Source organism: Achromobacter sp. EG18 (assembly GCF_059759395.1).
On the sequence record NZ_CM186213.1, the window covers coordinates 442,191 to 457,526 of the forward strand.

14 protein-coding genes are annotated in these 15,336 nt (G+C 70.2%); 6 read left to right on the forward strand and 8 right to left on the reverse strand.

The features are described 5' to 3' along the window. Positions 1 to 76: 76 nt before the first annotated feature. Positions 77 to 2,236: a TonB-dependent siderophore receptor gene (locus AC6CR5_RS02150; RefSeq protein ID WP_498085245.1), complete on the reverse strand. Its 2,160-nt coding sequence runs from the start codon at positions 2,234 to 2,236 to the stop codon at positions 77 to 79. Between the two features lie 138 nt (positions 2,237 to 2,374). Here AC6CR5_RS02150 and AC6CR5_RS02155 point away from each other — a divergent pair, with 138 nt between their 5' ends. Beyond that, positions 2,375 to 3,133, forward strand: a complete 759-nt coding sequence (locus tag AC6CR5_RS02155; RefSeq protein ID WP_047992848.1) for an AraC family transcriptional regulator — start codon at positions 2,375 to 2,377, stop codon at positions 3,131 to 3,133. A gap of 16 nt (positions 3,134 to 3,149) precedes the next feature. Here AC6CR5_RS02155 and AC6CR5_RS02160 read toward each other — a convergent pair whose 3' ends face one another. Genes AC6CR5_RS02160 through tetR form a run of 3 tightly spaced genes read right to left on the reverse strand, consistent with a single transcriptional unit; the run spans position 3,150 to position 5,049 of the window. Next, the gene (locus tag AC6CR5_RS02160; protein ID WP_020927205.1) at positions 3,150 to 3,959 is read right to left on the reverse strand and encodes an aminoglycoside phosphotransferase family protein; all 810 of its coding nucleotides are present in this window, start codon (positions 3,957 to 3,959) and stop codon (positions 3,150 to 3,152) included. Between the two features lie 47 nt (positions 3,960 to 4,006). Continuing rightward, the gene (locus AC6CR5_RS02165) at positions 4,007 to 4,453 is read right to left on the reverse strand and encodes an NUDIX hydrolase (protein ID WP_020927206.1); all 447 of its coding nucleotides are present in this window, start codon (positions 4,451 to 4,453) and stop codon (positions 4,007 to 4,009) included. Further along, complete coding sequence (gene tetR / locus AC6CR5_RS02170) at positions 4,450 to 5,049, reverse strand: tetracycline resistance transcriptional repressor TetR (RefSeq protein ID WP_047992847.1); 600 nt, start codon at positions 5,047 to 5,049, stop codon at positions 4,450 to 4,452. Before tetR ends, AC6CR5_RS02165 begins: the two co-directional genes overlap by 4 nt. Before the next feature lie 81 nt (positions 5,050 to 5,130). Between tetR and tet the strand changes: the two genes are divergently transcribed. The 5 genes from tet to AC6CR5_RS02195 all read left to right on the forward strand — a co-directional run bounded on the left by tet (position 5,131) and on the right by AC6CR5_RS02195 (position 10,272). After that, a complete protein-coding gene (gene tet, locus AC6CR5_RS02175) occupies positions 5,131 to 6,327 on the forward strand; it encodes a Tet(A)/Tet(B)/Tet(C) family tetracycline efflux MFS transporter (protein WP_047992846.1) in 1,197 nt (398 codons plus the stop codon). A 142-nt stretch (positions 6,328 to 6,469) separates the two neighbouring features. After that, positions 6,470 to 7,345 carry a LysR family transcriptional regulator gene (locus AC6CR5_RS02180; RefSeq protein ID WP_006387017.1) on the forward strand — a complete coding sequence of 292 codons (876 nt, stop codon included), beginning with the start codon at positions 6,470 to 6,472 and terminating at the stop codon, positions 7,343 to 7,345. Positions 7,346 to 7,507: 162 nt separating this feature from the next. After that, complete coding sequence (locus AC6CR5_RS02185) at positions 7,508 to 8,293, forward strand: aldolase (RefSeq protein WP_020927209.1); 786 nt, start codon at positions 7,508 to 7,510, stop codon at positions 8,291 to 8,293. Positions 8,294 to 8,336: 43 nt separating this feature from the next. Then, positions 8,337 to 9,665 (forward strand): MFS transporter, encoded by a 1,329-nt coding sequence (locus AC6CR5_RS02190; RefSeq protein WP_026383651.1) that lies wholly within the window; start codon positions 8,337 to 8,339, stop codon positions 9,663 to 9,665. A gap of 7 nt (positions 9,666 to 9,672) precedes the next feature. After that, positions 9,673 to 10,272 (forward strand): 2-hydroxychromene-2-carboxylate isomerase, encoded by a 600-nt coding sequence (locus AC6CR5_RS02195; protein WP_498085246.1) that lies wholly within the window; start codon positions 9,673 to 9,675, stop codon positions 10,270 to 10,272. 130 nt (positions 10,273 to 10,402) lie between these two features. Here the strand turns inward: AC6CR5_RS02195 and AC6CR5_RS02200 are convergent, their stop codons facing one another. The 4 genes from AC6CR5_RS02200 to AC6CR5_RS02215 form a co-directional block, all read right to left on the reverse strand. Then, positions 10,403 to 11,680 (reverse strand): ABC transporter substrate-binding protein, encoded by a 1,278-nt coding sequence (locus AC6CR5_RS02200; RefSeq protein WP_498085731.1) that lies wholly within the window; start codon positions 11,678 to 11,680, stop codon positions 10,403 to 10,405. 175 nt (positions 11,681 to 11,855) lie between these two features. After that, complete coding sequence (locus AC6CR5_RS02205) at positions 11,856 to 12,599, reverse strand: GntR family transcriptional regulator (RefSeq protein ID WP_020927213.1); 744 nt, start codon at positions 12,597 to 12,599, stop codon at positions 11,856 to 11,858. A gap of 11 nt (positions 12,600 to 12,610) precedes the next feature. Further along, positions 12,611 to 14,218 carry an AMP-binding protein gene (locus tag AC6CR5_RS02210; protein ID WP_047992844.1) on the reverse strand — a complete coding sequence of 536 codons (1,608 nt, stop codon included), beginning with the start codon at positions 14,216 to 14,218 and terminating at the stop codon, positions 12,611 to 12,613. 4 nt (positions 14,219 to 14,222) lie between these two features. Beyond that, entirely contained in the window at positions 14,223 to 15,257 is a 1,035-nt protein-coding gene (locus AC6CR5_RS02215) for a cyclase family protein (protein ID WP_024068548.1), read from the reverse strand. Positions 15,258 to 15,336 lie beyond the last annotated feature (79 nt).

Sequence of the window (15,336 nt, forward strand, 5' to 3'; positions counted from 1 at the left end):
CTTAACCGATCGTTCCCGGCGGCTGTTTGACAGGGCGGGATGCCGGCCCGTTGTCGGACCGGACCCCATGCGCGCGTCAGTAGGTGGCGCGCAGCGTCAGCATCACGTTGCGCGGTTCGCCGTAGATGCCGTAGAAGTTGGACGGCACGCGGGCGTAGTAGTGGCGATCGAAGACGTTGTTCAGCGTCAGCGAGGCGTCCAGGTTGCGGTTCACCTTGTAGCCGACCTGCGCGTCGACCACCGCGTAGCCGCCTTGCCACGAAACGTTGTTGCGGCTGGTGCGGCTCTGCGCGCGCACGCCGCCGCCGACGCGCCAGCCCGGCAGCACATCGGGCGTGAAACGATAGGTGGTCCAGACCTTGAACAGGTGCTTGGGCGTTTCCGGGTTGACGATCTGGCCTTCCTGCGTCGGGTCGGACAGGTAGCGGGTCTGCAGATAGGTGTAGCCGGCGTACAGGTCCCAGTTCGGCAGCAGGCGGCCGCTGACCTCGGCCTCGACGCCCTGGCTCTGGGCCTCGCCCTGCGCCAGGTAGCGGCCCGGGTTGGCGTCGTCGGCCACCGCGCGGTCCTTGTCGCGGATGCGGAACAGCGCCAGCGAGGCATTGGCCGCGCCGTCCAGGAACTGGCCCTTCAGGCCGATTTCGTACTGCTTGCCGGTACGCGGCTTGAGCGGCTTGCCGTCGGCCGTCATCTGCCAGGCTTCCGAGAAGGCGTAGATGTCCGAATAGCTGGCGTAGGCCGACAGCCACGAATTCAACTGCGCTACCGCGCCGTAGTAGGGCACGAACTTGCGCACCTCGGGATCGCGCTGCGTGTCGCCCGCCACCGGCAGGATGGCCTGGGTGGCGTTGCGGTACCAGCTCTGGCGTCCGCCCACGATCAGCGTCAGCGGGTCGGCCACGTTCAAGCTCAGCTGGCCGTAGATGCCCATCTGGCTGGACTTGGAGTCGTCGCCCGAGGTGTAGGGCAGGTCCGGATCGGGCACGTCGATGTCGTGGATCGACACGTTGCCGAGGCTCATGCCGCCCGAGCGGCTGTCCTGGCGCCGTTCGGCGTAGTTGGCGCCGATCATGGCCTGGTGGGTGCGGCCCAGCAGGCTGAAGGGGCCCGAGGCATGGGTGTCGAAGCCGATCCAGCGGATCTGGTCCTTCTGCGTCTGCAGGCGGTAGCCGGCGCGGTCGTTGGCGGGATTGACCGGGCCGTTGACGTAGCCGTAGCGGCTGTCCATGTCGGTCGAGCGGTAGTTCATCGACACCTGGCCGGTCCAGCCATTGGCGAAGCGGTGGCTCAGTTCCGAATAGATTTCCGACAGGGTGGTGTCGCCGCGCGACCAGTCGGTGCCGTAGAAGCCCTTGCGCGGCGAGTCGATGATGTGGCCGTTCGAGTAGATCGACAGGCCGTAGTCGAACGGCGCCTCGCGCTGGCGTTGGTAGGCCGCCGACAGCGTCAGGGTGGTGTTGGCAGTCAGATCGAATTCGAGCGAGCCGTAGGCCAGGCCCTGGCGATTGTGGGCCTTGTCGAAGAAGAAGTCGCGGTCCTGCGCGGCCAGGCCGGCGCGGGCGCGCACCCGGCCGTCGGCCGTGATCGGGCCGGTCGCGTCCAGCTCGGTGCGGTAGTTGTTCCACGAGCCGGCCATCACCGCGCCGGTCAGGCTGAAGGCGTCCTGTGGCCGTTTGCGCACCAGGTTGACGGTGCCGGCGGGGCTGCCGAAGCCCTGCAGCAGGCCGGCCGGGCCGCGCAGCACCTCGACGCGGTCGTACAGCGCCAGGTCGAACTGGGGCAGGTATTGCAGCGCGCCGTTGGCCGGCACGCCGTCGAACTGCACGTCGGTCTCGTAGCCGCGCGCGGTGAAGTAGGCGGTGCCGTCGCCGTAGGTCATGGCGCTGACGCCGGTGGTCTGGCGCAGCGCGTCCTCCACCGTGACCATGTTCTGGTCGTCCATGCGCTGGCGCGTCACCACCGACACCGAGTTGGGGATGTCGCGCACGTTGGCGTCGGTCTTGCCGATGGTGACGGTATTGGCGGTGTAGGACTGCGAACCCTCGGTCTGGCCGGGGTCCGACAGCTTTTCGGCGGCACCGGTGACTCGCACAGGACTCAGTTGCGGCACCTCGTCGGCGGCGCGGGCCAGGACGGGCAGGCCGGCCTGGGCCAGCAGGGCGGCGGCGAGGGTCAGGCGGAAGGCGGGGAGGCGGCGTGGGACAAATGCGACAGGGGGAAGTGCGACGGGCGTCATTTTCTTTTGAAAACAATGGGAATCATTTGCATTAATGATAAAAAGCAAGTTCCCTGTTTGCTGGACAGAAAATGTCGAAAAACGGACATAACTGGCTGGATTAGGGGCCGATCAACCCTTGCTATCGAAATCCCGCCAATGCGTGAATTTCCCCTCGATGCGCCGCCCGTGGTGGCACGCTCGTTCCACTACGAAGATGGCCAGCGGCAAGAGCCGCATTCGCACGAGCGCATCCAGCTGATGTATTCGCCCACCGGCATCATGCGCGTCATGACCGAGGACGGCGCCTGGCTGCTGGCGCCGATGCGCGCGCTGTGGATTCCGCCCGGCGTGGCGCACGAGGTGCGCATGGTCGGCCAGGTCACGATGCGCTCGGCCTTCATCGCGCCGGACGCCGCGCCCTGGCTGTGGAAAGATACCTGCGCGCTGGACGTGGCGCCGCTGATGCGCGAACTGATCCTGGCGCTGAACCAGCCGGCGGCGCGCCACGGGCCCGTGCAGCGCCTGAGCGCCGAGCTGTTGCTGAACCTGCTGGCCGGCACCGAGCGGCAGCATCGCCAGTTGCCGCTGCCGTTCGACCGGCGCCTGCGCAAGGTTTGCGCCGCCGTGCTGCAATCGCCCGGCAACGACGACACGCTGGAGCAGTGGGGCGAACGGATGGGTGCCAGCGCGCGCACGCTGGCGCGGCGCATGAAGGACGAGACCGGCATGAGCTTTCACAACTGGCGGCTGCAGGTACGCATCGACGAGGGCATCTGCCGGCTGCTGCAGGGGCAGTCGGTGGTGAGCGTGGCGCGAGCCCTGGGGTATGCCAGCGCGAGCGCCTTCGTCTATATGTTCCGCAATGTGATGGGGGTGTCGCCGACGCGGTATCTGGAGCAGATCGCCGGCGGTTGAGGCGGGGACGCCGGTTCTAGCGGTCCAGTAACGCCAGCGCCTGTCTGGCGATCTCCAGGTCGATCGCCGCATCGTCTCCATCGCCCATGAACCAGGCCGCCGACAGCCCGCACCAGGCCACCACCCATTGCAGCAGCCGGCGGCGCTCCAGTCCGGATTCCTCCAGCACGATGCCGAGGCGGCGCTCGAAGCGGCCCGGCGCGATGGCCACCGGGGGCTCCGGATCGGACAGGTCGGGGTTGCAGAAGATATTGGCGTAATCGAAGGCCCGTTCACCGTACAGGCGCTTGGGGTCGATCACCAGCCAGCCGCGTTCGCCGAAGTCCAGGACATTGTCGTGGTGCGCGTCGCCGTGCAGCACCACCTGGTCGCGCGGGTCGTCCAGCAGCGCGCGGGCGAAGCGGGCGCTGTGCGCCAGGATGCCGCCGCGCGCCCGCGCCATCGGCCACAGTTCGACGAACCATTCTTCCAGCGACCGCAGCGGCGGCAGCGGCCTGGCGCGCGGCGCGTGCAGCTCGCGCAGCACGCCGCACAGGATGCGGGTGGCTTCGTCGTCGCGGCCGTTGCGGGCATAGCCGGCCAGCGAGCGCGTGCCGGTGGCGCGTTCGAGCAGGATGGCGTCGCCGTCGTGCGCCAGGACCCGCGCGGCGCCGTGGCCGTCCCACCAGGTCATCAGCACGCCGCCTTGCCGTTCGTCTTCCTCGACCGCGACCTTCAGCATCGCCGGCACGCCGGCCTGGCGCACCGGCAGCAGGCGCGCGGCATGGGTCGTGATGGGGGCGCCATCGGGCACGAGGTTCCAGCGGGACAGGTAGGTGTCGAACATGGGCGGGCGGGTAGGGCGCCGGGTCGGCGGCGGGCAGGGCTACGGTATCAGAGAATGCCGGCCGCCGCCGCCAGCGCCGCCGCCTTGCGCGCGATGGCCGCCACCCCGAAGCTGGTGGCCAGCGCCTGGCCGTCCAGTTCGGCCAGGGACACCCAGCGGGCGTCCAGCGCATCGTCGCCGGCCACCGGTTCGCCCGACTGCCAGCGGCACAGTACCGCGACCAGGATGTAATGGCGGCGCAGCGCGCCGCTGTCGTCGTGGTCGAACACGTCGACGGCGTCGAACACCTGCAGCGCCTGCGCGCGCACGCCGCATTCTTCGAACAGCTCGCGCGCGGTCGCGTCTTCGAGGCGCTCGCCGGCCTCGATCTTGCCGCCGGGAAAGGCCCAGCGGCCCTGGTCCGGCGGGTTGGCGCGGCGCACCAGCAGCACGTGGCCGTCGCGCAGCACGGCGGCGATGGTGGCGGGGATGGGGCGGGAAGGCTGGGCGGTCATGGCAGGTCGGGCGAGAGGCCGTCGAGCATCATCGCCAATCCATATTCGAAGGTCGCGTCCGGTCCCTGCCGGTCCAGCGCCTTCATGGTGCGTGCCAGGGCGGGCGGGGGCGCGGGCGGCGCGACGCGCTCGGGCGCGGCGGCCTCGCCGGCCTGCTGTTCCATCACCGAGCCGACCACGTAGTGGCTGATGGCCACCAGCGCATTGGCGGCCCGCAGCGGCGTGAAGCCGGCGTCGCACAGCAGCTTGATCTGCGCCTGGACGCGATCGTATTGCGGTTCGGCGGGGCGGGTGCCGGCGTGGATGCGGGCGCCGTCGCGATAGGCCAGCAGCGCGCGGCGGAAGCTGCGCGCGTTGGCGTACAGGAATTCCTTCCAGGGGCCGCCCGGAGACGGCAGGGTATGCACGTGCTCGCGCATCATGGCGTCCGACAGCGCGTCCAGCAGCGCCTGCTTGCTCTTGAAATGCCAGTACAGCGCCGGTTGCTGCACGCCCAGGCGTTCGGCCAGCTTGCGCGTGGTCAGGCCGTCCACGCCCACCTCGTTCAGCAAGTCCAGCGCGGCGGCGATGACGGCGTCGCGTTGCAGTTTGGCCATAGGGACTCCTTGTTGGGCTTGATAATTTATCACTGATCAATTTATGATGCACAAACTTATCACTGATAAATTGTTGCCTCGATGCCGGACCGCGCCATTGCCTTGCTGTTGTTCATCGTCACCCTGGATGCCGCGGGCGCCGGGTTGATCATGCCGGTGCTGCCGGGCCTGCTCGACCAGCTTGGCGATGCCGCGGCCACGCCGGCCCATTACGGGGTGCTGCTGTCCCTGTATGCGCTGGCGCAGTGCCTGGCCGCGCCCGTGCTGGGCGCGCTGTCGGATCGCTACGGAAGGCGGCCGGTGCTGCTGGTGTCGCTGGCGGGCGCCGCCGTCGACTATCTGGTGATGGCGGCCGCGCCGGCATTGTGGGTGCTGTACGCGGGACGCATCCTGGCGGGCATTACGGGCGCCACCGGCGCGGTGGCCGGCGCCTGCATCGCCGACGCCGGCGATCCGTCGCGGCGCGCGCGGCGCTTCGGCCAGTTGTCGGCCTGTTTCGGGCTGGGCATGATCCTCGGGCCGGCGCTGGGCGGCCTGGCGGGGCTGGCCGGCGCCCGCATGCCGTTCGTGGCGGCCGCGGCGGCCAATGGCGTGGCCTTCCTGACGGCCCTGGCGTGGCTGCCGGAATCGCGCCGGGGCGCTCGCGCGCCGTGGTCGTGGCGCGCGCTGGATCCGATTGGCGGTCTGCGCCAGGCACTGGGCGGCAGGAACCTGGCCGGCCTGCTGTGGGTGTTCCTGGTGATGCAGATGGCGGGGCAGGTGCCGGGATCCCTATGGGTGCTGTACGGACAGGACCGCTTTCAGTGGGACGCGGCGGCGGTGGGCCTGTCGCTGGCCGGGTTCGGCGCCTTGCACGCCGTGGCGCAGGCGACGCTGCCGGGCCCGTTGAGCGCGCGCTTGGGTGAGCGCGGCGCGCTGGTGGTGGGCATGGCGGCGGACGCGGCGGGGTATGTCCTGCTGGCGTGCGCCACGCAGGGCTGGATGGCGGCGCCGCTGATGCTGCTGCTGGCCGCCGGCGGCGTGGGCGCGCCGGCGTTGCAGGCGCTGCTGTCGGCGCGGGCGGGCGCGGGCAGCCAGGGGCAGTTGCAGGGCGCCATGAACAGCCTGGCCAGTGCGGCCGCGATCGCTGGCCCGCTGGCCTTCACCACGTTGTACGCGGCCAGCGTCGGCGGCTGGACCGGCTGGCCCTGGGTGGCGGGCGCGGCGCTCTACCTGCTGTGCGCGCCGACGCTGGCGCGACTGGGCGCGCCTGGCGACGCGGCGCCGCGGGCCCGCTAGCAGATCGCCCGTCCGGGCCGCGGCGGCCTAGCGCAAATCCCGGTAGTGGCGGCCCGCCCCTTGGTGCACACTGTCAAGCGCGCCGCCATGAGCGCGTTGGATAACGACAGGGCCTGCGCTCGGGCTCGCGGGGGGAAGCAGCATGGACACGCCGGACCGGCAATTGCGCTATTTCGTGCGGATCGCGGAATTGAAATCGCTGTCGCGGGCCGCGGAGGACCTGGACCAGACCCAGTCCGGCCTGAGCCGCCAGCTGGCGGCGCTGGAAGCCCACGTGGGCAAGCCGCTGTTCGTGCGCACCGGCCGCGGCGTCGAACTGACCGAGGCGGGCGCGCGGCTGCTCGATGGCATCCTGCCGGCCTATCGCAGCATCGACCAGACGCTGGAGGCGGTGCGCCAGCGCGAAGGCGTGACGCAGGGCTCGGTGCGGCTGGCTACGGTGCATACGCTCAGCTACTACTTCATGGCCGAAGTGGTGGCGCAATTCGTCAGCAGCCGCGAGCACGTCAATCTGTCGGTCATGGGCCGCAGTTCGCCGGAGGTGGTGGCGCTGGTGGAAAGCGGCAAGGCCGACATCGGCTTCGTCTACGACGCCGCGGTGGCCTCCGACGCGCTGGCCTCGACGCCGCTGTTCGACGACGACATGTGCCTGATCGTGCGGCATGGGGTCGCGGTCGAGGATGGCGCCGACCTGGCCGCCATGACGCTGCGGCTGGTGGGCTTTCCGCCGCATTACGCGCTGCGCAAGATGATCCACAGCGCCGGCCTGCAGCCCGAGTTCGTGGCCGAGGCCGAGACCATCGACGCCATGCTCAAGCTGGTGTCCTCGGGGGTGGGCGCCTGTATCCTGCCCTCGCGCATCCCCGACAAGCTGCTGGCCGACTACGGCCTGCGCAAGGTCGTCATCCGCCAGCCGGTGCTGCGCCGGCGGGTGGTGGCCATCACGCTGGCGCAGCGGCCGCCGCTGCCGCTGGTGCGCGAGCTGCTGGACTGCGCCCGCCGCATCGCGCGGGACTGAGTCGGCGTTTACCCGTACCGCCCCGCCGGCGTCCCTGGGGAGCGCCGCGCCGAATAGCTGCTATGAGCGCCGCTGCATGGCTCGCCGGCGGGGCGCTTTCCATACTGTCCGCCAAGGCGCGCCCTCCGTGCGCGCCACCCGACCGCATCAGGAGGCGGCAGCATGGACAACACCCTGCGCGAAAAAGCGTACTTCGACACCCGCGCCACCCAGGAAATGGCGCAGCACCTGCGCGCCGTGCCGCGCACCATCCAGGAGACCATGGCCTATGCCTGCCGCATCCTGGCAATGACCGAGCAGGAAGCGGGCCTGGCCGGCCAGATCAGCGTGCGTTCCGAGCGCCCCGGCGCCTACTGGACGCTGCGCTTCGGCCTGGGTTTCGACGAAGCCACGCCGGCCGACTTCATCGAGGTCGACCGCGACCTGCACACGCTCACGGGCGAAGGCATGGCCAACCCGGCGACGCGCTTTCACCTGTGGGTCTACGAGGCCCGGCCCGACGTGCAGTCCATCATCCACACCCATTCGCCCTGGGCCTCGGCGCTGGCGGCGGCGCGCCAGCCGCTGGTGATCGCGCAGATGGACATGACGCCGCTGCACGACGACTGCGCCTTCCTGGGCGAATGGCCCGGGGTGCCGATCGCCGACCAGGAGGGCGTCATCATCTCGGGCGCGCTGGGCGCCAAGCGCGCCATCATCCTGGCGCACCATGGCTACCTGACGGCTGGCGCCTCCTGTGAGGAGGCGACCTACCTGTCGGTCTACCTGGAACGGGCGGCGCGCATGCAGATCCGCGCGCAGGCCTTCGGGCCGCTGACGCCGGTGGACGACGCGCTGGCGCGCGAGGCCCACGACTACCTGCTCAAGCCGTCGATCGTGCGCGCCACCTTCGACTACTGGTGCCGCCAGACGCACGGCGTCGCGCCGCTGCCGCGGCCCGCCCGCTGATTCGACGCCGCTCACATACCTATATCTCCAAGGGGAAGTCACGATGATGACGACCAAGACAGCGCCCGCGCGTTCGCGCCGGGACTACGTAACGGCCGGCCTGGCCAGCATGATGGGCACCACCATCGAGTGGTACGACTTTTTCCTGTACGGCACGGCCGCCGCGCTGATCTTCAACAAGATCTTCTTTCCGTCGTTCGATCCGCTGACCGGCACGCTGGCGGCGTTCGCTACCTATTCGGTGGGCTTTTTCGCGCGGCCGCTGGGCGGCGTGATCTTCGGTCACTACGGCGACAGGATCGGCCGCAAGTCCATGCTGCTGATCACCTTGCTGCTGATGGGCGTGCCCACCATCCTGATCGGCCTGATCCCGTCGTATGAGCAGATCGGCTACTGGGCCGCGGTGCTGCTGGTGCTGATGCGTTTTCTGCAGGGCATCGCGGTGGGCGGCGAGTGGGGCGGCGCCGTGCTGATGGCGGTCGAGCATGCGCCCGAGGGCAAGAAGGGCTTTTTCGGCAGCCTGCCGCAGGCCGGGGTGGCGCCGGGCCTGATCCTGTCGTCGCTGGCGATGGGCGCGGTGGCCGGGCTGCCGGAGCAGGACATGCTGTCGTGGGGCTGGCGCCTGCCGTTCCTGGCCAGCGTGGTGCTGCTGGCGGTGGGCTGGTTCATCCGCGTCAAGGTGGCCGAGTCGCCCGACTTCGAGCAGATGCGCGACAAGGGCGCCAAGGTCGAGGTGCCGGTGGCGGCCGTGCTGCGCCATCACCGGCGCGCGCTGTGGACGGTGGTGGGCGCGCGGCTGGCCGAGGTCACCTGGTTCTACACGGTGGTCACGTTTTCGCTGGCCTACGCCACCGGCACGCTGGGCATTCCCCGTGCGGTGATGCTGGACGCCACCATCTGGGGCGCGGCATTGGCGTTGTTCACCATGCCGCTGTTCGGCATGCTGGGCGACCGCATTGGCCACAAGTGGGTGTTCATGGCCGGCGCGGTCGGCATCCTGGCGTGCGCGCCGCTGTTCTTCCAGTTGCTGGCCACCGGCCAGACCGGCTGGATCATCGTCGCGGTATGCCTGGCGGTGGGATTGGTCTACGCTTGCCTGTACGGCCCCGAGGGCACGCTGTTCTCGAGCCAGTTCCCGGCCGAGGTGCGCTACACCGGCATCTCGCTGGCGGTGCAGGTATCCGGCGCGATCGGCGGCGGCCTGGCGCCGATCGTCGCGACCTGGCTGCTGGCGCGCGCCGGCGGCGATCCGAAGTACGTGGTGTGGTACCTGAGCGCGCTGGGCGTGGTGGCGGTGTTCAGCGCCTGGCGCATGCGCGGCGATGCGCCGGCGCAGGCCGCGCTGGGCGTGCCGGCCGGCGCCCGGACCTGAGGACGACATGAAGACCATCGACTACTACTTCTGGCTGAACTCCGACTGGGCCTACCTGGGGGCCGACCGGCTGGAGGCGCTGGCGGCGCGCCAGCAGGCGCGCATCCGCTACCTGCCGGTGGACCTGCCCGAGGTCTATGCGCGCACTGGCGGCGTGCTGCTGGGCCAGCGCGCGCCTGAACGCCAGGCCTACCGGGTGATAGAGCTGGCGCGCTGGTGCCGCAAGCTGGGCATCCACGTCAATCCGACGCCGGCCTACATGTGCCCGGACGCGGGGTTGGCCTCGCGCATCGTGATCGCGGCCGATGCCGCCGGCCTGCCGGTGGCGGCCCTGTACAAGGCCATCCTGGCCGCCGAGTGGTGCGAGGAGCGGGACATCTCGTCGCCGGACACGCTGCGCGCCATCCTGCGGGAACAGGGGTTGGATGCCGGCGCGCTGATGGCCGCCGCCGAACAGCCGGCGGCGCGGCGGGCCTACCGCGACAACACCGACGCGGCGGTGGCGGCCGGGGTGTTCGGCTCGCCGTCGTACGTGTATCGCGGCGAGCTGTTCTGGGGGCAGGACCGGCTGGAGATGCTGGAAGAGGCGGTCGCCGCCTCGCGCTGAACGCAGGCGGGCGCCGCGAGCCAGGGGCGCTTTCGTGGCTCGCGGCGCCATTGTCGTTCGGCCCTGGGCGATGATGCCGTGGCGGCGCCGTCGCCAGGGCCAGCCAGCGCCGGCGGACCGGCCCGCGGGCCTACTTCGCCGCCGGCTTCACCAGCGGGCAGGTGGACTTGGACAGCGGCATGAAGGCCTCGTCGCCCGGCAGCGTCGCCACCAGCTTGTAGTAGTCCCAGGGCCGCCTGGATTCGGCTGGCGTCTTCACCTCGAACAGGTACATGTCGTGGACCATGCGGCCGTCCTCGCGGATGCGGCCGTTGGTGGCGAAGAAGTCATTGATCGGCATGGCCTTCATCTGCTTCATCACCGCGTCGGGCGCGTCGGTGCCGGCGGCCTGCACCGCCTTCAGGTAGTGCATCACCGAGGAATAGGTGCCGGCCTGGCTCATGTTGGGCATTTTCTTGAGCTTGTCGTAGTAGCGCTGCGACCAGGCGCGGGTCTGGTCATTCATGTCCCAGTAGAAGGCCTCGGTCAGCATCAGGCCGGCCGCCGCATCCAGGCCGATGGCGTGGATGTCGTTGATGTACAGCAGCAGGCCGGCCATCTTCTGGCCGCTTTGCGTCAGGCCGAATTCGCGCGCCGCCTTGATGGCGTTGACCGTGTCGCCGCCGGCGTTGGCCAGGCCGACGATCTGGGCGCGGCTGGCCTGCGCCTGCAGCAGGTACGAAGCGAAATCGCTGGTGCCGATGGGATGGCGCGCGGCGCCCAGCACGGTGCCGCCGCGGGCTTTCACCACCTCGGTGGCCGAGGCCTGCAGGGTGTGGCCGAAGGCGTAGTCGGCGGTCAGGAAGTACCAGCTCTTGCCGCCGCGGTCGACGGTGGCGCGGGCGGTGGTGTTGGCCAGCGACCAGGTGTCGTAGGTGTAGTGCACCGAATACGGCGAGCACAGGTCGTTGGTGATGCGCTCGGTGCCCGGGCCGCTGAACACCACGATCTTCTTTTTCTCGCGCGCCACCTCCAGCACCGCCAGGGCGGGCGCCGAGCCGGCCACGTCCAGGATGGCGTCGACCTTCTGCGTGTCGTACCACTCGCGGGCGCGGGCGGCGGCGATGTCGGCCTTGTTCTGGTGGTCGACCACCATCAGGTCGATTTTCCTGCCCAGCACCTTGCCGCCGAAGTCGTCGATGGCCATCTGGGCGGCCGTGGCGCTGCCCTTGCCGGTCACGTCGGCATAGATGCCGCTCATGTCCAGAATCAGGCCGAGGCGGACGATATCGTCGGAAATGGCGGCGGGGGTGGTCTGCGCCATGCTGGCGGCGCCGACGAACAGGCTGGCGCCGCAGGCCGCGGCCATGGCTGCGGCGCGCGGGAAGCGGCGGGGAGAGGGGCTGCGATGCTGCGAAATCCGGGGCATGGGGGTCATGGTTGTCTCCATTTATGGTTATGCCGGATGCTTGCGGGCACTGCGGGCGCTTTGGCCGGATGGCCGCGCTTTTGTGATGGGTCGGGAACAGCGGGCGAACGCGGGTTGGCGCGTGCGCCGCCGGCCGCGCGTCGGCCGGCGAAGTCTCCTGGGAAGGTCGGTGGCGCTAGCGCTGGCTCAACAGGTCGAACTCCATGCGCACCTTGCGGAACGGAAATTCCAGCCGCGCGAAATACACCACGCGGCCGTCGATGCAGGCGTAGCGGCGCAGTTCGGCCACTGGCGAGGACACCGGGATGCGCAGCGATTCGGCCGACTCCTGGCCGGCCTCGATCACATTGAGCACCTGGCGCGCCTCGCTGATGCGGGCGCCGTAGAACTGGTCCAGCACCGGCGCCACCGTGCTTTTCTGGATGCGGGCGCGATGCTTGCGGAACAGGCTGCTTTCCAGAAATACCTCGCTATAGCAGAACGGCCCGGCCTCGGTGGTGTGCACCCGCCGCAGGTACTGGAAACTGCCGCCGCGCTGCGCCGCGCACGGCATGCCCAGCGTGTCGGGCAGCGGCGAATCGGCGCTCGACTCCACCAGCGACACCGTGCCTAGCTGGTTGCTCAGTTCGACCGTCTCGGCCCAGGTCTTGGGAATCAGCAGCGTCGGCGTCTCCGGCAGGTCGGCGTTGACGAAGGTGCCGGACCCGCGCGAACGCCGGATCAGGCCGTCCTGTTCCAGCTGGCCGAGGGCCTGGCGGATGGTGGCGCGCGAGATGCCATAGGTTTCCATCAGCGCTTCCAGCGGCGGGATCTGCTGGCCCGGCCGCCAGGTGCGGTTCTGGATATGGCTGCGAAACAGCGCCGCCGCCTGCAGGTAGAGCGGTTGAGGGCTGTGCGAGAAAAGCGGGCGCGCGGGCATGGTCGGATCGGTCAGGAGGTGGCGGGGGCGGCGAGCAGGGCGTCGGCCATCTCGCGCAGCCGGTGTTTCTGGATTTTGACCGAATTGGCGCTTTCCACGGACGGAAACGCATCCAGCACCGTGAAGCCGGCGGGAACCTTGAAGCCGGCCATGGCCTGCTTGCAGGCCGCCGTCCAGCCGGTCGCGTCGGCGCTGGCGCCTTCCCGCAGCAGCACGAAGGCGTAGGGCACGGTCTTGCCGTCGCGGGTGGCGCCGACCACCTGGCAGGCGCGCACGCCGGGCAGCGTTTCCACCATCTGTTCGATCTCGACCGGATTCACCAGGAAGCCGGACAGGCGCAACGAGTCGCCCATGCGGGTCTGGAACACGAACTGGCGCGGGTTCAGGGTGTAGCCCAGGTCGCCGGTCCGGAAGTAGCCGTCGTCGGTGCAGGCGCGGGCGGTGGCCTCGGGGTTGTCGAGGTAGCCGCGCATGAGGCTGGGCGACAGGATTTCCAGCTCGCCCGATTCGCCGTGCGGCAGGATTGCGCCGCTGGCCGGGTCGCGCGCCCGCACCCGCGCCTCGGGATAGATCAGCGTGCCGCCTGGCTGGTGGCGCGCGGCCACGTCGCCCTCGGCGGGGTCGCGCGGCTGGCCGGCCACCAGCGCGATCAGTTCGCTGGACCCATACAGCCCCGTCAGCGGCACGCCGGCCGCGCGCGCCAGGTCCAGCATGTGGTCGAGCGCCGGCGTGAAGCTGGCGAAGCCGAACAGGCGCGCCGAGGCGAATGCGCCGGGCGCGGCCGCGCGCATCATGGCGACCAGCGCCTCGTTGTTGGCGTAGGTGTGGCTGACCCGGTGGCGCTGGATCGCGGCGGCCGATTCGGCCGCGTCGAACACCGGCGCGCACACCACCGGCAAGCCCCGCGCCAGCCCGCCCGCCAGCGTGGCGAAGCCGAACGCGCCGCAGAACGGCGCGCTGGCCAGCACGCGGCTGTCGTCGCCGTAGCCGAACGCTTGCGCCACCGCGGCGCCGTGGCGCAGCAGGGTGCCCTGGTCGTGCAGCACGAACTTCGGCTGTGAGGTGGTGCCGGACGTGGTGAAGCACAGCACGCCGGCGTCGGGCTGGGGCGGCGGGGGCGTGTCGGCGCAGGCGCGCAGGTCGGCGTAGCGGTGCACCGGCTTGCCGCGCAGCGACGCGGCGGCGGGTTCGTCCGTTTCGGACACGGCGACGATGCCTTGCAGCCGCGCCAGGTGTTCGGGCGCGACGCCGTCCAGGATGCCCTGGAAGTCGATACCCTTGAAGCCAGGCCAGAACACCAGCCAGTCGGCGCCGCCACGGCCGAGGATGTCGGCCAGTTCGAGGGCGCGAAAGCGCGTGTTGACGGCCAGCGCCAGCGCGCCCAGGTGGGCGCAGGCCAGGAAGGTCTCGACCCAGGCGGCGCAATTGGGCAGCCATACGGCCACGCGCTGGCCGGGCCGCACGCCGATGCGCGCCAGGCCGGCGGCCAGGGCGCGGCTGCGCGCGCGCAGTTCGGCGTGGCTGATGGCCCGGTCGCGGTCGATCAGGGCGGGGCGCCCGGGGTGGCGCGCCGCCAGGGCGTCGAGGTGTTGCGAAAAGAGGAGGGAGGATTGCGTCATGGCGTCACACCGTGGCGATCGGCGTCACGGGCGACCCCACCGCGCCCGGCAGGCGCAGCGGCGGCGCGGTCAACAGGAAGCGGTTGCGGCCCTGTGCGTGCAGCCAGTCGGCCAGCGCCTTCAGGTACCACAGCTCGGCCAGCGGCACGCCCAGCTTGAACAGGCAGTGATGATGCAGCGGCAGGATCGAATGGCCGGGGCCGGTGGTGCGCGCCGGATAGGCCTCGACCGCGTAGTTGTCGGCGCAGATCGCCGCGATGCCGCTGTCGGTGATCCAGTCCAGCAGCGCCGGGTCGGCGCCGTCCAGCACCGCGCCGGTCTGCTCCAGCTGGTGCGGATCGGGCTGGCCGGCCATTTCCACCAGCGTTTCGGCGAAGCCGGTGCGCAGCACCAGCATGTCGCCCGGCTCGACCACCACGCGCTGCTCGCGCAGCGCCGCCTGCAGCTGGGTATGGCCCACCAGCGTGCGGCCGGGGCCGAAGGCGCGCGCCAGGTCCACCAGCACGCCGCGGCCCTGCATGCCTTTTTCGGCATAGCGATCGATGCCCAGCCTGCGCGCATACGAGCCGCCCGGCGGGCAGCAGGCGTCGGGGCCGGCGTCCTCGCCGCCGAACACGTCGACGCCGGCGGCATAGCCGTTGTAGTAGACGCGGCGGGCCTGGCCGTCGCCCTGGATGTCGAACTGGGCGCCCACGTGGCACAGGCCGTCCCATTGGGTCGAGTACTGCAGGCTGAGCGTGACCTGGTCGTCCGACAGCACGTCGACGGCGTCGGGCTGCAGGCGCGCCATGGCGAAGTTCAGGTAGGGCGTGCCGTCGCGGAAGGTGGGCTTGAGTTGCGGCGGGTGGCGGCGCGGGTTGAGCACGTTGCCGCCGGGCAGGTCCAGCGGCAGCGACAGGCAGAAGACCTTGCCGGTCCGCACCTCGCGCACCGCCTGCAGCACTTTTTCCTCGGTCAGCAGGTTCAGGCGGCCGATCTCGTCGTCAGGCCCGAAATCGCCCCAGGTCGATCCTTCGGGACGGCGCGTCCAGCGTTTCATGGTTTGTCTCCGGTATGTTTTTCGCGTTCTTGTGAATATAGTACGTATTTACGTACTATAGGAAGTGTCCGCATTCCGC

What these genes read in the sequence shown, in the direction of transcription:
- AC6CR5_RS02150 (WP_498085245.1), bottom strand. Translation starts at nt 2,236, where the DNA reads ATGACGCCCGTCGCACTTCCCCCTGTCGCATTTGTCCCACGCCGCCTC.
- AC6CR5_RS02155 (WP_047992848.1), top strand. Translation starts at nt 2,375, where the DNA reads ATGCGTGAATTTCCCCTCGATGCGCCGCCCGTGGTGGCACGCTCGTTC.
- AC6CR5_RS02160 (WP_020927205.1), bottom strand. Translation starts at nt 3,959, where the DNA reads ATGTTCGACACCTACCTGTCCCGCTGGAACCTCGTGCCCGATGGCGCC.
- AC6CR5_RS02165 (WP_020927206.1), bottom strand. Translation starts at nt 4,453, where the DNA reads ATGACCGCCCAGCCTTCCCGCCCCATCCCCGCCACCATCGCCGCCGTG.
- tetR (WP_047992847.1), bottom strand. Translation starts at nt 5,049, where the DNA reads ATGGCCAAACTGCAACGCGACGCCGTCATCGCCGCCGCGCTGGACTTG.
- tet (WP_047992846.1), top strand. Translation starts at nt 5,131, where the DNA reads ATGCCGGACCGCGCCATTGCCTTGCTGTTGTTCATCGTCACCCTGGAT.
- AC6CR5_RS02180 (WP_006387017.1), top strand. Translation starts at nt 6,470, where the DNA reads ATGGACACGCCGGACCGGCAATTGCGCTATTTCGTGCGGATCGCGGAA.
- AC6CR5_RS02185 (WP_020927209.1), top strand. Translation starts at nt 7,508, where the DNA reads ATGGACAACACCCTGCGCGAAAAAGCGTACTTCGACACCCGCGCCACC.
- AC6CR5_RS02190 (WP_026383651.1), top strand. Translation starts at nt 8,337, where the DNA reads ATGATGACGACCAAGACAGCGCCCGCGCGTTCGCGCCGGGACTACGTA.
- AC6CR5_RS02195 (WP_498085246.1), top strand. Translation starts at nt 9,673, where the DNA reads ATGAAGACCATCGACTACTACTTCTGGCTGAACTCCGACTGGGCCTAC.
- AC6CR5_RS02200 (WP_498085731.1), bottom strand. Translation starts at nt 11,680, where the DNA reads ATGCCCCGGATTTCGCAGCATCGCAGCCCCTCTCCCCGCCGCTTCCCG.
- AC6CR5_RS02205 (WP_020927213.1), bottom strand. Translation starts at nt 12,599, where the DNA reads ATGCCCGCGCGCCCGCTTTTCTCGCACAGCCCTCAACCGCTCTACCTG.
- AC6CR5_RS02210 (WP_047992844.1), bottom strand. Translation starts at nt 14,218, where the DNA reads ATGACGCAATCCTCCCTCCTCTTTTCGCAACACCTCGACGCCCTGGCG.
- AC6CR5_RS02215 (WP_024068548.1), bottom strand. Translation starts at nt 15,257, where the DNA reads ATGAAACGCTGGACGCGCCGTCCCGAAGGATCGACCTGGGGCGATTTC.